The organism is Agrobacterium vitis (assembly GCF_013337045.2).
GTDB classification, from domain to species: domain Bacteria; phylum Pseudomonadota; class Alphaproteobacteria; order Rhizobiales; family Rhizobiaceae; genus Allorhizobium; species Allorhizobium vitis_B.
In genome coordinates this window covers 2,770,580-2,789,696 of record NZ_CP118259.1, presented here as the reverse complement: position 1 = coordinate 2,789,696, position 19,117 = coordinate 2,770,580, and the positions used below count along the sequence as shown (strand labels likewise).

General features: G+C 59.1%; 18 protein-coding genes. 7 read left to right on the top strand and 11 right to left on the bottom strand.

What is annotated here, in order from left to right; genetic code table 11:
* Nucleotides 1–2: 2 nt before the first annotated feature.
* Nucleotides 3–929: a CHAD domain-containing protein gene (locus G6L01_RS13420; protein ID WP_070166872.1), complete on the bottom strand. Its 927-nt coding sequence runs from the start codon at nt 927–929 to the stop codon at nt 3–5.
* Nucleotides 907–1,401, bottom strand: coding sequence for a CYTH domain-containing protein (locus G6L01_RS13415; protein WP_070167005.1), 495 nt, complete (start codon nt 1,399–1,401; stop codon nt 907–909). Before G6L01_RS13415 ends, G6L01_RS13420 begins: the two co-directional genes overlap by 23 nt.
* A gap of 159 nt (nt 1,402–1,560) precedes the next feature.
* Between G6L01_RS13415 and G6L01_RS13410 the strand changes: the two genes are divergently transcribed.
* The 4 genes from G6L01_RS13410 to G6L01_RS13395 all read left to right on the top strand — a co-directional run bounded on the left by G6L01_RS13410 (nt 1,561) and on the right by G6L01_RS13395 (nt 4,123).
* Nucleotides 1,561–2,199, top strand: coding sequence for a 2-dehydro-3-deoxy-phosphogluconate aldolase (locus G6L01_RS13410; protein WP_015917159.1), 639 nt, complete (start codon nt 1,561–1,563; stop codon nt 2,197–2,199).
* A gap of 227 nt (nt 2,200–2,426) precedes the next feature.
* The gene (locus tag G6L01_RS13405) at nt 2,427–3,131 is read left to right on the top strand and encodes a tellurite resistance TerB family protein (RefSeq protein ID WP_070166871.1); all 705 of its coding nucleotides are present in this window, start codon (nt 2,427–2,429) and stop codon (nt 3,129–3,131) included.
* Nucleotides 3,132–3,224: 93 nt separating this feature from the next.
* Nucleotides 3,225–3,914 (top strand): GNAT family N-acetyltransferase, encoded by a 690-nt coding sequence (locus G6L01_RS13400; RefSeq protein WP_070166870.1) that lies wholly within the window; start codon nt 3,225–3,227, stop codon nt 3,912–3,914.
* Entirely contained in the window at nt 3,911–4,123 is a 213-nt protein-coding gene (locus tag G6L01_RS13395) for a hypothetical protein (protein WP_015917156.1), read from the top strand. The genes G6L01_RS13400 and G6L01_RS13395 overlap by 4 nt, the downstream gene beginning before the upstream one ends.
* Here G6L01_RS13395 and G6L01_RS13390 read toward each other — a convergent pair.
* The 3 genes from G6L01_RS13390 to G6L01_RS13380 form a co-directional block, all read right to left on the bottom strand.
* Nucleotides 4,105–5,259: a nickel/cobalt transporter gene (locus G6L01_RS13390; RefSeq protein ID WP_071206532.1), complete on the bottom strand. Its 1,155-nt coding sequence runs from the start codon at nt 5,257–5,259 to the stop codon at nt 4,105–4,107. The genes G6L01_RS13395 and G6L01_RS13390 overlap by 19 nt on opposite strands.
* Entirely contained in the window at nt 5,253–5,912 is a 660-nt protein-coding gene (locus G6L01_RS13385; protein WP_070166868.1) for a DUF1007 family protein, read from the bottom strand. Before G6L01_RS13385 ends, G6L01_RS13390 begins: the two co-directional genes overlap by 7 nt.
* 208 nt (nt 5,913–6,120) lie before the next feature.
* The gene (locus G6L01_RS13380) at nt 6,121–7,050 is read right to left on the bottom strand and encodes a LysR family transcriptional regulator (RefSeq protein ID WP_070166867.1); all 930 of its coding nucleotides are present in this window, start codon (nt 7,048–7,050) and stop codon (nt 6,121–6,123) included.
* Between the two features lie 548 nt (nt 7,051–7,598).
* Here G6L01_RS13380 and odc2 point away from each other — a divergent pair.
* Nucleotides 7,599–8,732 carry an ornithine/lysine decarboxylase gene (gene odc2 / locus G6L01_RS13375; RefSeq protein ID WP_070167004.1) on the top strand — a complete coding sequence of 378 codons (1,134 nt, stop codon included), beginning with the start codon at nt 7,599–7,601 and terminating at the stop codon, nt 8,730–8,732.
* Between the two features lie 131 nt (nt 8,733–8,863).
* On the top strand, nt 8,864–9,454 hold the full coding sequence (locus G6L01_RS13370) for a GNAT family N-acetyltransferase (protein ID WP_070166866.1): 591 nt from the start codon (nt 8,864–8,866) through the stop codon (nt 9,452–9,454).
* A gap of 205 nt (nt 9,455–9,659) precedes the next feature.
* Here G6L01_RS13370 and G6L01_RS13365 read toward each other — a convergent pair whose 3' ends face one another.
* Both G6L01_RS13365 and G6L01_RS13360 read right to left on the bottom strand, forming a co-directional pair.
* Nucleotides 9,660–11,024 carry a cytochrome-c peroxidase gene (locus G6L01_RS13365; protein WP_070166865.1) on the bottom strand — a complete coding sequence of 455 codons (1,365 nt, stop codon included), beginning with the start codon at nt 11,022–11,024 and terminating at the stop codon, nt 9,660–9,662.
* Between the two features lie 126 nt (nt 11,025–11,150).
* Nucleotides 11,151–12,779 (bottom strand): phospholipase C, encoded by a 1,629-nt coding sequence (locus tag G6L01_RS13360; RefSeq protein WP_174089266.1) that lies wholly within the window; start codon nt 12,777–12,779, stop codon nt 11,151–11,153.
* Between the two features lie 420 nt (nt 12,780–13,199).
* Here G6L01_RS13360 and G6L01_RS13355 point away from each other — a divergent pair, with 420 nt between their 5' ends.
* Nucleotides 13,200–13,901 carry an OmpW/AlkL family protein gene (locus G6L01_RS13355; protein ID WP_070166863.1) on the top strand — a complete coding sequence of 234 codons (702 nt, stop codon included), beginning with the start codon at nt 13,200–13,202 and terminating at the stop codon, nt 13,899–13,901.
* Nucleotides 13,902–14,003: 102 nt separating this feature from the next.
* Here the strand turns inward: G6L01_RS13355 and G6L01_RS13350 are convergent, their stop codons facing one another.
* The 4 genes from G6L01_RS13350 to G6L01_RS13335 form a co-directional block, all read right to left on the bottom strand.
* Nucleotides 14,004–15,809: a methyl-accepting chemotaxis protein gene (locus G6L01_RS13350; RefSeq protein WP_070166862.1), complete on the bottom strand. Its 1,806-nt coding sequence runs from the start codon at nt 15,807–15,809 to the stop codon at nt 14,004–14,006.
* A gap of 245 nt (nt 15,810–16,054) precedes the next feature.
* Nucleotides 16,055–17,041 (bottom strand): WD40 repeat domain-containing protein, encoded by a 987-nt coding sequence (locus tag G6L01_RS13345; protein WP_070166861.1) that lies wholly within the window; start codon nt 17,039–17,041, stop codon nt 16,055–16,057.
* A 55-nt stretch (nt 17,042–17,096) separates the two neighbouring features.
* Nucleotides 17,097–18,200 (bottom strand): CobW family GTP-binding protein, encoded by a 1,104-nt coding sequence (locus G6L01_RS13340; RefSeq protein WP_070166860.1) that lies wholly within the window; start codon nt 18,198–18,200, stop codon nt 17,097–17,099.
* A gap of 48 nt (nt 18,201–18,248) precedes the next feature.
* Complete coding sequence (locus G6L01_RS13335) at nt 18,249–19,070, bottom strand: creatininase family protein (RefSeq protein WP_070166859.1); 822 nt, start codon at nt 19,068–19,070, stop codon at nt 18,249–18,251.
* Nucleotides 19,071–19,117 lie beyond the last annotated feature (47 nt).

Sequence of the window (19,117 nt, the reverse complement as noted above, 5' to 3'; positions counted from 1 at the left end):
GCCTATTGCGCTGCGGCTCGTAGCCACAGCGCCTCGATGACGGCTGGTTCCAGGTCAGGACCGTCGGCAAACAATGCATCCGCCGCCTCAAGCGCTTGTCGGCGCAGGGCCTGCTGCTGGCGGATGATGATGGCGAGCAGATGGGACAATGTTTCGCCGCCAGCAAACAGACTTGAGTCTTCATCCAGCACCGAGGTCAGCACCGAAAGGTCGTTTTCATGGCCCAGCAGATCGGCCAATTGTTTGGCGGCACCGCGTTTCATCTCGATGGCGCTCGGCCAGAGATCACGCAGCAAGGACAGATGCATCCAATAGGTCTGGGTGGCCTTGCGCAGCGCATGGTAGCTTTCCGCCTCGCTGGCATCGTGGCAGGCGGCGATGGCTGCTTCGGCACGCTTTAAGGTCTTGGTCCAGGCCTTGGCAAACATCCGGGCGAGTTTGACGGGACGGTCGTTGAACGCAATTTCCATGGCGACATCCGCCGCCTCTCGGCAGCCGTCTGCCGCATCGCGCATCAATGCGCTCTGGCCTGCCTCAAGATTGGCCGCCAGCCGTTCATGGCGATCGGACAGGACTGTCCACGCCTGTTGCAGGGCATGGGCTTCTTCATCGCTCAGGGCCGCCTCCTGAAGCGCTTCGACGCTTTCAAGCAGCGCGGCCGCATCGCGAAGCGGGGAAAGGCTGCGGGCGATATCGCCCAACCGACGGTTTTCCCGGCGACGCAGGTCGGGAATTGCCGGTGCGACCAGTCGGTAGAGAGCTCTGGCGCGTTTCAATTTGCGGCGCGCAAGATGGACGGCCCGATCCCGGTTCTCGGCAGATGTTTCGGAGCCGACGTCAAGGTCGTTTGCGGCAGCTTGCAAAAGTTGCCCCAGCATCTCGGCAATGGCGATGCCTGTCTTCAGGTCAGGCCTTAAGCGATAGGCCATTGCGCCTTTCCGTCGATGGCGTGGAGGTCGCCAGCCATTGGTTGGAATAGCGTCCGTCGCCGGTTACTTCCCGCCCGACCCAAGGCGGCAGCGGTGGGTCTTCACAGTCGTTTTCCAGTTCGACCTCGGCCACCACGAGCCCGGCATGGGCGCCAGCGAACACATCGACTTCCCAGAGATAGCCGCCATATTCAACGTTATAGCGGGTTTTTTCGATGACGTTGCCCTGTGCTTTGTCGATCATTTCCAGCCCGTCGGCGAGCGGGATTTCATATTCGAATTCATCGCGGCTGAGACCAACATGACCGATCTTGATGGTCAAAAGCGCATCGGCCCGGTCGCGTATACGAATCCGCACGGAACGATCTGCTCCCGATAGAATATAACCCTGCTGAAAACTGCTGGATTTGCTGACATGCTGACGCCAGGTGTCTGAGCGGACCAGGAATTTTCTTTCGATTTCCTTTGCCATGTCTGCTTTCCGTCACGTTAAAATCGATTTCACTCTATAGTATGACAGCGGTTTGACAATAGTTCCATCGACCCTTCAGTTCCTACTGCGCGCATTTGCCTCGACAGGGCGGTTTTCACGCGCTAATCAGGAACATCTAATCGTTTGAAAGGTATGTTCATGACTGCGAAGACGGACAGATTGTTGGCGGTGCTCAAGCTTCAGCCAGTTGTTCCCGTGCTGATCATCGACGATGTCGAAACCGCCGTGCCGCTGGCGCGGGCGCTGGTGGCGGGTGGGCTGAAAGCCATCGAAATCACCATGCGCACGCCAGCTGCGCTGGAAGCGATTTCCCGGGTGGCCGCCGAGGTCGAGGGCGCCGTGGCCGGTGCCGGGACCATTCTCAACCCCGCCCATTTCGAAGCCGCGCTGAAAGCCGGGTCGCAGTTCATCGTCAGCCCCGGCACGACGCCGGAATTGCTGGCGGCTGCTGCCGGGTCCGATGTGCCGCTGCTGCCGGGGGCGGCTACGGCCAGCGAAGTGATGACCCTGCGCGAAAAGGGCTATGAAGTGTTGAAATTCTTCCCGGCCGAACAGGCAGGTGGAGCGGCCTATCTCAAATCGCTGTCTTCGCCGCTGGCGGGCACGCTGTTTTGCCCGACAGGCGGCATTTCCCTGAAGAATGCCCGTGATTATCTGTCGTTGCCCAACGTGGTCTGCGTTGGCGGCTCCTGGGTGGCACCGAAAGAGCTGGTCGCTGCGGGCGATTGGGCAGGCATTACCAAGCTGGCCGTTGAGGCTTGCGCGCTGAAGGGCTAATACGAAGAGTCATTGAAAATGACTCTTCGTATACCACTTTTGAATATCTCATGCCCTTGATGCATTTGAGATATTCGAAACTCTTATCAGGCGAGGATGCGTCAGCATCTTCGAGCCGTCTATAAGCTGGGAACGGCGGCATAAATGTCGTAATTTGACGTCTGCGTCTTGGGAAAGGGCGCGGGCGTTCCTATCTCTCTTCTAGCTGAAATATTAGGGAGAAGAGAATGATCGACGCCAAAAAGCTCCTCACGCAGTTTCTGGGATCGCAGATCCCGGGCATCGGCGGCTCTGTTCGCAAGAGGGGTGATGACGCCGCAGGCTATGCCAAGTCCAATCCCTGGAAGACCGGCGCGCTGGTGTCCGTGCTGCTCGGCACCAAGACCGGACGGTCGCTGGCCGGAGGCGCGCTGAAAGTCGGCGGCCTGGCGCTGGTGGCTGGTCTCGGCTACCGCGCCTATCGCAATTACCAGTCCGGCAAGGCCCCGGAAGAGCTGCGTGCCCTGCCGGAACTGCCGGCTCCACCGGAAAATTCCGGCTTTGATCCGGCAACCTCGCTCAGCAATGATTTCGCGCTCACCCTGATCAAGGCGATGATTGCAGCGGCGAAGGCCGATGGCCATATCGACGCAGGCGAGCGCGCCAATATCATGGAAAAACTGCATGTCGAGGAACTCGGCGATGAGGCGGAGGCTTTTATTCGTGCAGAACTGGACAATCCGACCGATCTCGATGCGCTGGTGGCTGCTGCCCGCACCGAGGAACAGAAGGTCGAACTCTATACGGCCTCGCGCTTGACCATCGATCCCGATACGAGGGCCGAGCGTGGCTATCTCGACCTGCTGGCCGGACGCCTCGGTCTTGCCGATGGATTGATCGACCATATCGAGGCGACGGTTGCGGCGGCCAAGGTCGAGACACCGGCTGGCTGAGACTGACGCCCAACAAAAGCAATGGCGGAAATCGCCGTTGCCTTCCCGTTACGGCTGGCATAATCCTGACCTGTGATACGAACAGGGGGCATCATGCAGGATCTGAAGACCTATCGCGTTGCGGCACCAGCGCCAGTGCGGCTTGAAGGCCATTATGTACTGGTCGAGCCCTTTGTCCGTGAACAGCATCTGTCGGATCTGTGGGCCGGGCTTGGCGGTGGCGATGCCGTCAATCAGGCGCTGCGCTATTTTCCCAATGACGATTTTTCCGGTATCGAGGTTTTCGGCGACTGGCTGGAGGGCGCCAATGCCAGTGGCAGCCTGATCACCCATATCTTCCGCTCGAAAGCCGATGGGTCCATTGTCGGCATGGCCAGCCTGATGCGACCCGATCCTAAAAACGGCGTGATTGAAGTCGGCTCGGTTGCGCATGGCCCGGCGATGAAACGTTCTGCCCTATCGAGCGAGGCGCATTATCTGCTGGCCAGACATGTGTTCGAGGATCTGCGCTATCGGCGCTACGAGTGGAAATGCCATAATGACAACGAGCCGAGCAAGATCACGGCGCGCCGCTATGGCTTCACCTTCGAGGGCGTGTTTCGCCAGCACATGATTTCCAAGGGAAACAACCGCGATACCGCTTGGTTCTCGATCATCGATGCCGATTGGCCTCTCGTCAAAGCCGGGTTCGAGGCTTGGCTTGATCCTGACAATTTCGGTGCTGACGGCCATCAGAAACAGCGGCTTGAGGATATTCGCGCCGCTCTGAGGTCTGCGACATGAGCCCGCGCGATAAGAATTCGGCGATTGCCGCTGGCCTGATCATTCTTGGCTTCGGATTGGCCATGGTGTTCCTGCCCAATCTGGTCCTGTGGATCGGGCAGTTTTCGCCGCTTCTGGCCGCTGCGGTCGGCTCTCTGGTGCTGCTGTCGTTTTTCCTGATCTTCTGGCTCCGGGCGCGCTATCAGCGGCGTCACCCGGATGACAGGTGATAGCCTTGCAAGGAGGCGGCCAGTAGCAGGCTGCCGACCAGGATGATGAACAACGCGCCGCCGATCTCGATGGCCATGCCGACGCGGTAGGCGGTATGGGAGCCATTGCCCGCCAGCCGCACCGCCAGACCCTTGGCACCGACGGCAGCGATGGCGAGCGCCGAGACGGTGATCGCGGTTCCCGCCGCCATGGCGAAGACCGATAGAATACCGCCTAAATAAAGTTGGTTCAGCATGGCGAAGGTCATGACCAGCAGCGCGCCAGAACAGGGGCGAAGGCCAACGGCGACAATGGCCGACCAGGCTTCCTTGATGCTGAAATGCTCGGCGCCGACCATGGCTGGCGACGGCAGATGGCTGCGGCCGCAATCCACGCAGATTTCGCCCTCACGCGGTAAATATCGGTCGCTATCGGCTGCATCGGCCTGGAAGCGCAGGCCGGTGGCTGAAGACGATGCGGATTTTGTACCAACTGGCTGCGGCGCATCGAACAGGCCAGCGGTTACGCCGCCCGATGGCATCTCTCCCGTACTCCCGCCGGAAAAGGCAAGGACCGGCATAGGCTGGCGATGCCGGAAAATCTCGCTCAGCTTGCGGACCAGCAACCAGACCCCGAAGGCGACGACCAGCGCGAAACTGGCGGCTTCCATGGCGTCGGTTGCCCGTGTGAGGGTAATGCCGCTGCCGCGCAGGACGAGAAACATCACGCCCACCGTGACGATGGCGACGATGGCCTGCAAAATCGAAGAGGCGATGGAAATGGCAATGCCGCGCTTCAGCTCCAGCTCATTGGCGACCATATAGGACGAGATCACCGCCTTGCCGTGGCCGGGGCCGGCGGCATGAAACACGCCGTAAGCAAAGGACAGGCCGATCAAGACCCAGAGCTGGTGGGGATCGTCACGCATGCCGCGCAGCGCCTCGGTCAGCGCCCGGTAGAAGGCCTGTTGATGGGTGTTGATCCATAGCATCACCCCGGCCAACGGCCCGTCCATCTGAAAGGACGGTTCGGCGGTGCCGATGCCGAGCGGCGAGCCTGCATGGGCCAATGTGGCGGAGAATGTCGCAGGCAATGCCACGGCAAGAGCGACAGCAACAAGCAGAGCGGTCCTTGAAACCCGTCGATGCGTCAGCATGCCAGATCCAGCCTCGTTGCAAACAGCTTGCCCATGTCGGTGCCGGTCGGATCGTTGAAGAAGGCTTCGGTCAGGCTGGCCTGGTTTTGCTTGATCACGTCATCGGGATTGGGCCGGACCACGGTGCGCTTGCATTTCTTCAGCGCGTCGCCGGTCTCGACGATGTCGCCGTCCTGCTTGAAGTCGATGGCGGTATAAAGGGTCGGATCATGGACGCCGAAGCTGAGATTGCCCTTGATCGGAATGGGCTTGTCCGGCTTGACGATAAAGAACACCAGCAATTGATTGTCTTTATAATCGGCGTTGAACACCTGCGGCTTGGCGACGTTGACGGTCGCGCCGCTGGCACTGATAAAGGTGAAATAGCCATAGTCGCCAAGCGAGCTTCTGATCGTGTTGGCGATATCCTGCAACTCGCTATGGTCGAGCTTCAGGTCGCCGTTCTTGTCGAAATCCAGCATGACGCTGGAGGAAAACACCTCGTCGAAGCGCCAGGTATTGCGCAATTCCTTGATGGTATTGTCCGCGCCCGCCACCACTTCCAGTCGGGCCTGGACGAACACATGCGGATGGGCAAAGGCCGAGGGCGCTGAAAGGCCCAGAAACCCTGCGACAAGAAAACCGGCGAGAAGAAGAGGTCTTGCTATGTTCATCTGCGCCCTAACCGCTGCCTATATTGAGTGCGACAGCGAGCCATGATGAAACAGAGAGGAGGCGCTGCGCTGCCAGCGCCGCATGGACGCATGACATCTATATTCATGGTCTGTGGTGGCCAAGCAATAGGACGGAAATAGGGCCGCCGACTTTTGCCTCGGAAAAGTGAAGAGGGCGGTGCTTGATGAAACTGGCACCTGCCGGTCTTCACTCCGAAGGCGGCGGCGCTTGCTTGGGCTGGCATGTGCCATTGCGTTTGAACCAATTGTGCATGAAGTCCACCAGGGCGCGCACCTTGGCGGGCAGGTAGCGGCGATGCGGGTAGACCGCATAGATCCCGCTGCCGGAGGGCATGTAATCCTCGAATATCGAAATCAATGCGCCGCTTTCGATATGCCTGCGGGCGACAAAATCCGGCAGCAGGGCGATGCCGAGCCCGGAAAGTGCGCCGCGCAGCGTGGTCTGGGGACTGTTGACCTCCAGCGGCCCGGAAATGTTGACGGTAAAGGCCTCGCCATCCGGCTGGCGCAGGCGCAGGCTGTTGTGCCCCCGCGTATTGGTATCGATCAGTACCGGCACCCTGGACAGATCCTGCGGATGGGTGAGGGGGCCATGTTTCTCCAGAAAAACCGGGCTGGCGCAGGCGTAGCTTCTGAAATCTGCCAGCTTGCGGGCAATCATCCCCGAATCCTCCAGCTTGGTGACACGGATCGCCAAGTCGAAGCCTTCCTCGATCAGGTCAACGAATCGGTCCTCGGCAACGATCTCGATGGAAAGATCGGGATGTTGCAGGGCAAAATCGATCAGCGACTGACCAACTTCGGCGTCTGTGAAGCTGCGTGGCACGGTGATGCGAATCTTGCCGCTGATGCCGACATTGTTCTCGCGCACCAGATCGGCCAGATTGTCGATCTCTTTCAGGATGTCGGCGGCGCTGCGATAATAGGTGTGACCGGCCTCGGTCATGGAGAACTGCCGTGTGGTGCGATTGAGAAGCAGCGCCCCCAACTCGTCCTCCAGCTCGCGGACATATTTTGACAGCAGCGCCTTGGAGCGCCCGGTCTTGCGGGCGGCGGCAGAAAAGCCTTCCGCTTCAACGACATCGATGAAGGCGCGGATGCGGGTCAGGGTGTCCAAGAGGGCCTCTTCGGGTTGTTTGGATAGGTGGTGAACAATAGTCTCACTTCGTTCAATAATAAAACATATAAAAAAATGAAGCGGGCTTGCAAAAACCGCTTGATTATGACGGCAAGTTTTCTTATTTCGGTGTTGCCCAAAGTCGCACGTGCCTGTGGGTGTCCGCCGATCCTCGATGTGGTGAGGAAATCGGTAAGGTACCTGGAATTAACCCCTCCAGTCGTTATCCCGGCCAACCGGGAAATGCGAGGACACCTTGAAGCAACGACGGTGCGGGCCTTTCTAGTCTCTGCCGGCTTTCCATCAGCCGGGGTCACTGAAGAGGCACACCATCATTGCCGGAAGTGCGGTCGGGTTCCCCAACCAATCCATGGCAGACAAAGCGGATTGATGCTCTCAGGCAAGAGGGCGTTGATCCATCGCCCGCGTTAGAGCGTTCGTACGGTACCAGTGTCTCCACCGACTGGTTTCGAGCGAGGTCTCGGCGCACTTTGTCCATCCGGAACTTTTTGGGTTCCGGTAACCTTTTTACTATGGAAGGGATCGCCATGACCACCGCCCGCATCCTCGACTTCATCAACACCCAGCGTCCTGAAGGCCCTTGCCTCGTCGTGGACCTTGATGTCGTGCGCGATAATTATGGCGCATTCCGCCACGCCCTGCCAGACAGCGCCATCTATTATGCCGTCAAGGCAAACCCGGAGCCGGCAATCCTGTCGCTGCTCGCATCGCTCGGCTCCAACTTCGATTGCGCCTCCGTGGCTGAAATCGAAATGGCGCTGGCTGCCGGTGCGACCGCCCAGCGGATTTCGTTTGGCAACACCATCAAGAAGGAACGGGATATTGCCAAGGCGCATGCGCTCGGCATCAACCTGTTTGCCGTCGATAGCCATGAGGAAGTCGAAAAGATCGCCCGTGCCGCCCCCGGCGCCCGGGTGTTCTGCCGCGTCCTGACCGATGGTGACGGTGCCGAATGGCCTTTGTCGCGCAAGTTCGGCTGCGTGCCGCAGATGGCCGTCGACGTTCTGGTCTATGCCCACCAGCATGGTCTGGAAAGCTTCGGCGTGTCCTTCCATGTCGGATCGCAGATGACCAAGGTCGATGCCTGGGATGCAGCGCTGGGCGATGCCAAGCGGGTTTTCGCACAGCTGGCCAAGCAGGGCATCTACCTGCAAATGGTCAACATGGGCGGTGGTTTTCCGACCAAGTACCTGCGCGACATTCCGTCTGCCGAAGCCTATGGCCAGGCCATCAACGCCTCGCTGAAGAAGCACTTCGGCAACAACATTCCGCAGACCATCATTGAGCCGGGTCGCGGCATGGTGGGCAATGCCGGTGTGATCAAGGCAGAAGTGGTGCTGATCTCGAAGAAGTCCGACAATGACGCCCATCGCTGGGTGTTCCTTGATATTGGCAAGTTCGGCGGCCTGGCGGAAACCATGGACGAAGCGATCCGTTACCCGATCCGCACGGCCCATGACGGCGACGAAATGGAGCCTTGCGTGTTGGCTGGCCCGACCTGCGACAGCGCTGATGTCATGTACGAGAAGAACATGTATCCGCTGCCGCTGTCGCTGACCATCGGCGACGACGTGTTGATCGAAGGCACCGGCGCCTATACCACCACCTATTCGGCGGTGGCCTTCAACGGTTTCGAACCGCTGAAAGCCTATGTGATCTGAACAAGAGTATTTTCGCATTTCCGGGCGCAAAACCGCGCCACGCTTTTGCTGGAAATGCTCTATCCCGCCGGGCAGAATAGCCCGGCAGGATTGCTCTCTCACCATTTACGCTCTTTGCACAGGAGGTCGCCATGACCGCTGTTATCAACACCGTGCGCGCTTTTTTTGCGCAGCCCGCTTTCAAGATCGATGCGGAAACCCCCGCCGATGTCGTGGCGCGCGAGGCATTGCTGGACCGTGCCATGGGGCCGGACCGCCGCACGAAGTCGTCTGAAAAGATCCGCCGTGGCCGTTTGCCTGCCGAAGGGCTGGCGCTGGTGGCGCGTGACCGCAAGGGCCATGTGATCGGCACTGTGCGCCTGTGGAATATTGAGGCTGGCGTCAATGCCGAAGGCCAGGTTATCGATGCGCTGCTTCTCGGGCCGCTGGCCGTCGATGCCGCGCATGAAGGCAAGGGCGTTGGCTCGCAACTGATGCGCGCTGCCCTGATGGAAGCCAAGACCCGTGGTCATGGCGCTGTGCTGCTGGTCGGCGATGCCGCTTACTACGAGCGCTTCGGCTTTTTTGCCGCGAAAACCATGCATCTTGTCATGCCGGGCCCCTTTGCCCGCGACCGTTTCCTGGCGCTGGAACTGATCCACGGCTGGCTGGACGGCGCTGTCGGCATGATCTCAGCTTCTGGCCGCAAGCTGACCGCACCTGCCCGTCGCAAGGCGGCATAAGCAGTCTTTGAATACGTCCTCGGTCCCAGTCTGTTCAAGAATTGCTGCTGGCCTGGCGAAAATGGTGATTTCGAGAACCGGAACGGAGCGTACGTAAAGTACGTGAGTACCGGAAGCGCAGAAATTGCCATTTGCAGCCGGCCAGCGGCGATTATTGGATAGACTGTAAGACCGAGGATGGTGCGCAGCAATATAGAGCGGCGGCCTAGTGTTGCTGCGCACCCCATCCATCCGTCAGTGTTTTCAGAAAAGCCACGACATCGCTAATTTCCGTCTCGTTCAATGCGGGCGGTTGGCCGGGCTTGCTGTCCATGGGCGCATCGATCACATCGATATTGCCGCGATAGGCTTCTGGCATGTCGTTGAACTTGTCGATGCTGCCATCCGATTTTTTCGGATAGATGCTGGCCGGATCGGTGTCCCGGGCCACATAAAAGCGCGTGGCCTCCTCCAGCGTGCGATAAACGCCATTGTGGAAATACACGCCGCGCTCGGCGACATTGCGCAGGGTCGGGGTCTTGAACAACCCGCAATTTTGCGGCTGGGCGGAAAATTCGTCATGGCGCATCGGCCCGCAAATGCCGAGATCGAAATAGAGCCTGTCGGCATTGACGGGAATATCAGAATTGCGCGGCACTCCGAGCGCCTCGAATTCGTAATCGGTAAATGCCGGCATCTGTCCATCGCCGCCCCTCTTGTCCAGGTGGCAGGAGGCGCAATTGCCCTTTTTCGGATCGTCGAACAAGGCGAGCCCACGCTGCTCAGCCGGAGTAAGCTGCGCCTGTCCGCGCAGATAGGCATCGTATTTGCTGGAATAAGAATGGAAGGACGGGTCTTCCACCTGATAGCGGGCGAGGGCAAAACCAATCTCCGACAAGGCCATGGATTGGTCCTCGGCGACCTGCTTTCCGAACAGGGCCGTGAGCTGGGCGCCATACCCGGCTTTGATTTTGTCATAGAGTGCCTGCGCATCGCTATTGGCCATTTCAAACGGCGATAAAAGCGGCCCCAGCGCCTGGTCTTCCAAACTGTCGGCGCGTCCATCCCAGAACATGCCACCCTGGGGAACGGCATTGTCGGCGGCAGCCACGGCTTTGACGAGAGGTTGGCCAGCGACCGGCCCGGCGATCACCGTGGTTTGCGCGGCAAGCGCCGTGCCGGAGGCTTCAGCCATCGGCGAGGCTTCCTGAGCCTCCTCGGCAGCATTTTCAGCTCCAACCGAGAAGGCAGGCGTGGCGATCTTGTAGGCAAGGCTCGGCACGGGGCGGATGCCCGGAAGGTTGAGATCGGGTCCGCCCATCTGTACCGCCTGCATATTGGCCGGTGCGTAATGATGGGCCGGGTCATGGCACGTGGCACAGGACATCTTGCCGCTGCCCGACAGGCTTTGGTCGAAAAACAGCGCCTTGCCCAATTGTGCGACGGCACTGAGCTGGTCGGGTGCGCCGGTTTGGGCCTGTTTCGGGTTTTCCGCCAATGTCTGGGCCGCCCTGCCTAAGCCTGCAAAGCTCAGGCTCAACAGGGCCAGCGCCAGCAGCGGCAGGCGGGATTTTTCGTCAAACACTGCCATGAACTGCCGCTCTTAGAGTTTGTCAGGGAAAAGTGGAACCCGGTTTTCCCGAAAAGACAAATGAAAACAAGAGTAGCTAGAGTCTGTCTGGTTCAATCTGAACCTGACAGACTCTAGCTTTTCCGCTTAGCCTCTCAGGCCAGTCTTCGGATCAAGGATCAGCGTATCGCTGCGGGCATGAGACCAATCGAACATGCCATTCAGGGAACCAGCGATGGCATCGAAGGAGCCGCCGCCCAGTCTTTGCCCAGCCATCCAGTTATCCTCGATAAACCGCATGACGGAGGTCTGGTCGGTCAGGGTGTGGTCGACATAGTTTTGCTTGGCATAGGGCGAGATCACCAGCAATGGCTGCCGGGTGCCATAGCCGCAACGGCCCTGGACGGGCTGGCCGTTGACGCCGGGCAAGGGCGTTCCGGTGCCGCAGGCCGCGCCGTTCAGCACATCATAGCCTTTGACGGGAATGCTGGAGGGATTGACGACGTTATGGGCGTGGTCGTACCAGCCGTCGGAATCGTCATAAAGCAGCACCACGGCGGTGTCCTTCCACTCCGGCGATTGCTGGAGCTTGTTGACGACATTGGTTACGAATTCCTGCTCATCGAGCGGATCGGAATAGCCTGCATGGCCATCCTGAAAGGCCGGGGCCTTCAGGAAACTGACGGCGGGCAGAGTACCGTTGCTCAGCACGGCGTAGAAATCATTGATGTCATACTGGTGGTTGGCGCCGCCGTCCTGGCTGGTGCCGATGGCGGCAACCGAACTCGGGCGGATATGCTGGGGATTGACGGTTGAAGGATAGTATTGGAAGGGTTGGTGGTGGGGAATGTAATCGACTTCATCGACCTTGGTGATTGCCGATGTCGTCGTGCGCTTGCAACCGGTCGTGCCATTCGGATTGTTGACCGTCAGGTCGAAGCCGCCCTCGAAAAAGCCCCAGGTCAGACCTTTGTCGTTCAGGAGGTCGCCGATATTGCGTCCGGTCATCAGGGCCGTCTGGCCTTTCGAGCAGACGTCGCCGGTGGGGTCGAGGTCTGAAATCATCGTCCAGCCGCCATTGCCATCAGGCACGACTTCGCCCTTGGCGTAGGTGCCGTCCTTTTCCAGCGTGTAACCCGGTGGCAGGGTCATGCCATTGGTCTGGCCGGAGACGAGGTTGATGGCGCCTGGGGTCGAGGGGCCGAAATTGGTGGAGAAAGACCGGTCGTTCAGGGCAAAATTCTGAGCGTAGTTCCACAGCGCCGTAACGGTATTACCGTCATAATAGCCCATGACCTGGCCTTTGGTGCCAAAGGCACCGGCTGCGCCCTTGGTGCCGCGCCCGGTATTGGCGGGAAACAGGTCCATGGCGAAATTGTCATAGGCGGCCTGTTCGGCGGTATAGCCATGATTCTGCGAATTGGTGGCAGCCTGGGTGCGATCGAGACGGAACGGGGCGGTGGCGTCAGGGCCATTGCCCGGATTGGTCTTGTTCGGATTGTCCTCCAGCAACCCGGCATGGGCCAGCGTATCGATATCGGCAGGCGTCTGCGGCGCGGCGGTAAAGGCAGGCTCACCCTCGACATTGGCAGCTTTTGGATAGGTCGCGAAATAATGGTCGAAGGCGACGTTTTCCTGGAAGATCACCACCAGATGCTTGATCGGCGTTGCCGTATTGACCTCAGCCGCCGCCGAGGCAGTGGGGATGAGACAGAGAGAGGCAGACACGAGAATTGAACCGGCACACATGTTTAGCTGCCGAGGGTGAAGTGGCATGACCATATCCTTTACGAGGATCCGCGGTGGGGAAGCTGACATCGGCGGAATGGCAAGACGATAGGAAGCGTTTTTAACAGTTCCGTGACGGAAAATGACGTGGCTCGCTCCAATTGCCGTCCAGGCACTCACAAGTGGGTGATAGGACGCGTCGATGAGAAATAACCCTTCCTAATTTCGGTTGCGCGCGAGCCTGTGAGCGACCTTTTTGGGTCTGGTCGGAGCATCTCTTGCACTAGGGAAAATTGATAGGAATCAAAAACATGATGCATGGAAGCCACACTCAATCCTTGAATACCGGCGGTCTTTCGTAAGGTTGTCTTTTCTTGATTTGTCTCAAGGACGTGGGTGTCCGGTCACCGATAACAGGTTGCAATGCGGCAGGGGGACCTGCTGATCAATCGATAAAGGAGAGACGACATGTCAACGAACCGCACCCTTGGCTTGATAGCGCTTGCGCCCCTTGCTTTCGCATCGCTGTCCTTGGCGACGCCGATGGCCTCTGCGGCGGATCTGACACCGGCGGCAAGCGCTCCGCAGGCCGAATCGCTGCTGACGCCCTACAGCCCCTGGCAGGTCCGCGCCCGTGCGCTGGCGGTGGTGCCGAATGATGGCGGCTCGGTGGATGGCATTGGCGGCTCCGATCTGTCCTACAGCAACAGCGTCACGCCGGAAGTCGACTTCAGTTATTTCTTCAATCGCAATATCGCTGCCGAACTCATTCTCGGCACGACGTCGGCCAACGTCAATGCCGGGGGCTCGATCGGTAGCCTGGGCAAGCTCGGCAAGGTCTGGATCCTGCCGCCAACGGTGACGCTGCAATATCACTTTACCGATTTCGGCAAGTTCCAGCCCTATATTGGCGCGGGCGTCAACTATACGATGTTCTACAATCAGTCGTCGTCCGGCTCTGCATCCAAGCTCGATGTCAAGAATACGTTCGGTGCCGCCGTGCAGGTCGGTTTCGACTACATGATCAACGACAAGTGGGGCGTTAACTTCGACGTCAAGAAATACTATCTGCGCCCGGATTTTGAAGCGACCGTTGGTGGCTCCAAGGTCAAGGGCACTGCCAAGCTCGATCCATGGCTGATCGGCGCTGGTGTTACCTACCGCTTCTGAACGGCAGGCGAAGAGACTGGAAAATGGCGGCTCTCATGGCCGCCATTTTCCGTTTCGATCTCTCATTTGGCTGCGCTCACTCAACAAGGCGGTTTTTTGCCCTCACGCCGCCCGGGCCACGGGCATGGCCGGCAGTTGGAAGCGGTTGACGAGGGTTACGAGAGAGATGGCGCCGTCGGCCAGCGTCTGACTGATGGCATTGGTTTCTTCGACCATGGCGGCATTCTGCTGGGTCATCTGGTCGAGACTGTTGACCGAACTGCTGATCTGCTGAAGGCCGATAGCCTGTTCTTCCGCCGCCTTGGCGATGGCATCGATGTTATCGTCGATTTTGGTGACAAAGCCGCCGATCTGGGTCAGGGCATCGCCAGCGGTTCCCACCAGCTTCACGCCGCTTGCCACTTCCGTGCTGGAACGATCCACCAGCGATTTGATCTGCTTGGCAGCGCCCGCCGAGCGCTGGGCAAGTTCACGCACTTCCTGGGCAACCACGGCAAAACCCTTGCCGGCTTCCCCGGCGCGCGCGGCTTCCACACCGGCGTTCAGCGCCAGGAGATTGGTCTGGAAGGCAATCTCGTCGATTACGCCGATGATTGTGCCGATCTCACCGGATACACTTTCAATTCGCTGCATGGCGGTAATGGCATTGTTGACCACGTCATTGGAGGACTTGGTGCAGTCACGCGCATCTTTCACAAGCATCCGGGTTTCGCGGGTCCGTGTGGTCGAGGCCTTCACTGTCGAGGCGACCTCTTCGAGCGCTGCTGCGGTTTCTTCCAATGCGGCGGCCTGTTGTTCGGTGCGCTTGGCCAGGCTGTCGGCGGCGCCGCGCATCTCGCGGCTATTGGTTTGCAGATAACCGGTCTCGTCGAGAACCTGCTTCAGAGTGGTCTGAAGCGTGAGGATGGAGTCGTTGAAATCACGGCGAAGAACGTCGAAATGGGCATCGAATGGCGTGTCGAGCGTGGTTCGCATGTTGCATTCGGCCAACCGATGCAGACCATCGCCAAGCTCTTCGACCACGCGGCGCAGGGCTTGCGCCTCGGCGGCGCGCTCAGTCTCACGCTGCCTGCGCTGCTCTTCCGTGCTGGCGCGGCTGGCATCGGCTTCCTGCTCCAGGCGGCGCTTTTCCAGACCGGCATCGCGAAAAATTGACAGGGCATGGGCGATTTCGCCGATTTCATCGGTGCGGGTGCCGTAGGGAGGAGGGGTATCGAGATCGCCAAGGGCCATGGCGGTCATCGCCGTGGTCATATGGCGCAGTGGCGATAGGGCGCGGCGTTGAACGATGACAATCGAGGCGAGGCTAAGCAGGATCAGTGCGCTTCCGAGTGCATAGCTGACGGTTTCGCGCGATGCGGTCTCCGTGGCGGCTTCGGTTTCCCGCAGCTTACCATAGGTATTGCCCATATCGACCAACTGATTGACGGCGGCCTCATGGGTGTGAAACCGTTCCTTCAACTCATTGAGCGCGGCTTTCAAAACGGCCGGATCGGCACCGCTCAGGGCCGGGATAACGGCTTGATCCATTTGCGCCCAAAAGGCATCGCCCTTCACCAGAACATCCTGCTGCAACTTGCTGCGCAGAGCATCGGGAAGGGTTGTGCCTTTCCAATAGCCCCGGCGTTCCTGATACTGGCTTTTCAGCCGTTTCAGGTGGTCGATATTGGTAGCGGCCATATCCGGCTGAAGCGCTGCCTCATTGATCAGGGAATAAGCCTCGACCAGATAGAGCGGCGGCGGCAGGATATCGGCGATCAGGTCCTTGCTGTCGACAATCTGCTGATAGATTGGTCCGTTGACCTTCAGCCGCTGGAGTGTCTGCATGGCTGTCGCGAGTGTGATGACGACGCCGACGGCAAGGATGACGCCGGAAATGATCACGGTGGAGGATATGCTGAGTTTCATTTTCGTCGTCCGCAGGATTTGTTATGGCAGGATATACGCCGGTACTTTTAATCTTGGACCTGATTTTTCAGGATATGGACTGAAATTGAACATAACCTCTAACTTTCAATGGCATTTTGTTAGAGATATTTTTTTTAGTTTATGCTTAGTTATATTATCGTTAAAATCCGAATTTAATTAAGTTAAACAGCAAAAAACCAGAGCTTTAGCCCTGGTTTTTGAGTGGTTTTATTTTTGATTTGGCGTCAGCCGCTGATGTCTATGACGCCGCAATCTCCAGCGTCAGACCCGAAGGCCAGCAACTTGCCGCTGGCGCTCCAGCCTAGGCTGGTAATGGCGCCCTTGCCTGGACGGCGCAGCAGCGCCTCCTTGCCATCGGCCAGGCGCACCGCCAGCACCATGCCGTCGATATAGCCGATGGCCAGCACCTCTTCTGCGGGGTGGAAGGCGACCTGGGTGACCATGATATTGGCGCGTGTGCCCAGCTCCTGCGGGGCCTTGCCCATCGGGCCGTCCTTGGAGGCAAAGGGCCAGACGATGGCAGCGGGCGCGCCGGAAGAGGCGAGCCATTTGCCCTTGGCCGACCAGGAGATCGACTTCACCTTGGCAGGATAGCCGGTCATGCGCATATGGCGCGTATCGCTGCCGGCACCATCCAGCTTCCAGCCATGCAAGGCGTTTTCCTGCATGGTGGTGACGACGAAACGGTTGTCGGGCGAAAAACTGACGCCAGTATGGGCGCCTTTCCATTCCAGATCGACCGGCTTGCCCTCGGCTGCCGCAAAGCGCAACGTCACGCCATTGTAGCGGGAAATGGCGATGCGCAAGCCCTTGGGGGCAAAGGCCAGACCCTCGACGGAGCGCTCCTCCTCATAGGTGTGCACAGCGCCGCTTGCCAAGCGCACGAAGGCGGATTTGCCATAACCATAGGCGACTGCGCCTTGCGGTCCGGCTGCGACAACGGAAATCCACTTGCGCGGCGCATTAGCCAGTTCCGTGACCGTGCCATCATGGGCGATGCGCAGCACCTTGCCATCCTCGCCGCCGGTCAAAAGCGTCTGGTTATGGTCGTCCTTGATGGCGGTCAGCAGGCCCGACCCGATTTCGGTGACCTGCTCGCCGCCATCCAGACGGTGAACGGCGCCGGCCGCCGTGACGAAAACCGGAATGTCTCCAAGGAAGGCCGCGGTCAGTACGTGGCCTTCCAGATCGAGCGGGGCAACAGTCGGCATCAGGCAGTCTTTCCGGTATGGTTGTCAGGGTTTGGCAGCAGGGAAGGGATAAGCTTCATGCCGCAGCCTCGCAGGCCTTGAAGCTGTTTTCCAGCTTTTCGCGGTCCAGTTCCCGGCCAATGAATACCAGGCGGCTTTCATGCTTTTCGCCGTCTTTCCATGGCCGCTGGTGGTCGCCCTCGATAATCATGTGAACGCCCTGCACCACATAGCGCTCGGCATCGCCCTTGAAAGCGATGATACCCTTCAGGCGCAGAATGTTCGGACCATCGGTCTGGGTGACCTTCTGGATCCAGGGGAAGAAGCGATCCGGGTTCATTTCGCCACCGCGTAGCGATATCGAGGTGACGGTCACATCATGAATAGGCGAGGGGCCATGGTCATGGTGGTGATGACCATGGCCATGATCGTGGTGATGGTGGTCATGCCCGTGGTCGTGATGATGATGATCGTGCCCATGGTCATGGTCGCAATCGGGGCCGCAGACATGGTCGTCGTCTTCATGGCTGAGGAAGTGCGGATCATTTTCCAGCGCCCGTTCCAGGTTGAAGGCGCCCTGGTTCAGCACTTTCGACAGGTCCACGCCAGAGCGGGTGGTGGTGTAGATCCGGGCCGAGGGATTGATGGCGCGAACGATATCTTCGATCCGGTGCAATTCCTCATGGGTGACGAGATCCGCCTTGTTGATAACAACGACATCGGCAAAGGCGATCTGGTCTTCGGCTTCGCGGCTGTCTTTGAGGCGCAGCGGCAGGTGCTTGGCATCAACCAGGGCAATGACGGCATCCAGTTCCGTCTTGGCGCGTACATCGTCATCCATGAAGAAGGTCTGGGCGACAGGCACCGGATCGGCAAGGCCGGTGGTTTCGACAATGATACCGTCGAAACGGTCGGGACGGCGCATCAGGCCTTCAACGACCCGGATCAGATCGCCGCGCACCGTGCAGCAGACGCAGCCATTGTTCATCTCATAGATTTCTTCATCCGATTCGACGATCAAATCATTGTCGATGCCGATTTCGCCGAATTCATTGACGATGACAGCGTATTTCTTGCCGTGGTTTTCCGACAGAATCCGGTTGAGAAGCGTGGTCTTGCCCGCGCCGAGATAGCCGGTCAGCACGGTAACGGGTGTGGGTTTTACGGCTGTTTCACTCATGGGAACCTCGATGGTTGGACAACGGCATGACACCGCCCTGTAACTATATTACCCCATATAGGACGAGTGGGGTGGCAGTTCAAAGGCTTTCTCGATATCAAAGTCATGGATATCCGACAGCAGCTCCACAAGTCCGTGAACGGCATGGGAAAGCAGGTTTTCGCCTTTCTCGGCGGTGGCCACACTGGCATTTCCGGCCACGCCCAGCGGATTGAGATCCGACATTTTCCAGCCGAAAGCATGCGGGCCATAGGCGCGCAAATGGGTGAAGTGGGCAGCAAACTCGCTTTGCCGGGACGTGAAATTCTGAGCCTTGTCCATCGCCACCAAGTCTGGACGCAATGCCAGCATGACCGAGGTTTCGATATCGCCGCCATGAATGTCGATGGCCTTGTCTTGCGGGCGGATCAGGCCTTCCGGCTGGCCGAAGCGCGTCCAGCTGGTGGCGACAGCCAGCATATTGAACCGGACCCGCGCCTCAGTGGCGACCACGGTCATCAAGGGCGAATTGCCGCCATGGGCGTTGAGCATCATCAGCTTGCGGATGCCCTGGCGGCTCAGCCTTTCGGCGATGCCGAGCCAACGCTCCACGGCCTCGTTAAAGGTAAGCGTGCGCGTACCGGCCACATCCATGTGTTCAACGGAATAGCCGACCGGCTCGACGGGCAGGAAGGTGACGGGCAGGGTCGCGGGCAATGCTAGGATCAGCCGTTCCACAACCCCCTGCGCGATGATCGTGTCGGTTTCGAAGGGCAGATGCGGGCCATGCTGTTCATGGGCGCCGAGCGGCAGGACGGCAATCCAACCTGCCCTGTCGGCGGGCGAAAGCGTGGGATCGTTGCGCTCGAAATGCGGTTCTGGATGGGGCATCTGGTTTACTGGCCTGTTTTTGTCTATGCATCATATGCGTGACATGA

Excerpts from the sequence above, each read along its gene's own strand:
- odc2 (WP_070167004.1), top strand. The coding sequence starts at position 7,599 with ATGACCACCGCCCGCATCCTCGACTTCATCAACACCCAGCGTCCTGAA.
- G6L01_RS13335 (WP_070166859.1), bottom strand. The coding sequence starts at position 19,070 with ATGCCCCATCCAGAACCGCATTTCGAGCGCAACGATCCCACGCTTTCG.
- G6L01_RS13420 (WP_070166872.1), bottom strand. The coding sequence starts at position 929 with ATGGCCTATCGCTTAAGGCCTGACCTGAAGACAGGCATCGCCATTGCC.
- G6L01_RS13355 (WP_070166863.1), top strand. The coding sequence starts at position 13,200 with ATGTCAACGAACCGCACCCTTGGCTTGATAGCGCTTGCGCCCCTTGCT.
- G6L01_RS13360 (WP_174089266.1), bottom strand. The coding sequence starts at position 12,779 with ATGCCACTTCACCCTCGGCAGCTAAACATGTGTGCCGGTTCAATTCTC.
- G6L01_RS13350 (WP_070166862.1), bottom strand. The coding sequence starts at position 15,809 with ATGAAACTCAGCATATCCTCCACCGTGATCATTTCCGGCGTCATCCTT.
- G6L01_RS13405 (WP_070166871.1), top strand. The coding sequence starts at position 2,427 with ATGATCGACGCCAAAAAGCTCCTCACGCAGTTTCTGGGATCGCAGATC.
- G6L01_RS13410 (WP_015917159.1), top strand. The coding sequence starts at position 1,561 with ATGACTGCGAAGACGGACAGATTGTTGGCGGTGCTCAAGCTTCAGCCA.
- G6L01_RS13395 (WP_015917156.1), top strand. The coding sequence starts at position 3,911 with ATGAGCCCGCGCGATAAGAATTCGGCGATTGCCGCTGGCCTGATCATT.
- G6L01_RS13345 (WP_070166861.1), bottom strand. The coding sequence starts at position 17,041 with ATGCCGACTGTTGCCCCGCTCGATCTGGAAGGCCACGTACTGACCGCG.
- G6L01_RS13415 (WP_070167005.1), bottom strand. The coding sequence starts at position 1,401 with ATGGCAAAGGAAATCGAAAGAAAATTCCTGGTCCGCTCAGACACCTGG.
- G6L01_RS13400 (WP_070166870.1), top strand. The coding sequence starts at position 3,225 with ATGCAGGATCTGAAGACCTATCGCGTTGCGGCACCAGCGCCAGTGCGG.
- G6L01_RS13340 (WP_070166860.1), bottom strand. The coding sequence starts at position 18,200 with ATGAGTGAAACAGCCGTAAAACCCACACCCGTTACCGTGCTGACCGGC.
- G6L01_RS13365 (WP_070166865.1), bottom strand. The coding sequence starts at position 11,024 with ATGGCAGTGTTTGACGAAAAATCCCGCCTGCCGCTGCTGGCGCTGGCC.
- G6L01_RS13370 (WP_070166866.1), top strand. The coding sequence starts at position 8,864 with ATGACCGCTGTTATCAACACCGTGCGCGCTTTTTTTGCGCAGCCCGCT.
- G6L01_RS13385 (WP_070166868.1), bottom strand. The coding sequence starts at position 5,912 with ATGAACATAGCAAGACCTCTTCTTCTCGCCGGTTTTCTTGTCGCAGGG.
- G6L01_RS13390 (WP_071206532.1), bottom strand. The coding sequence starts at position 5,259 with ATGCTGACGCATCGACGGGTTTCAAGGACCGCTCTGCTTGTTGCTGTC.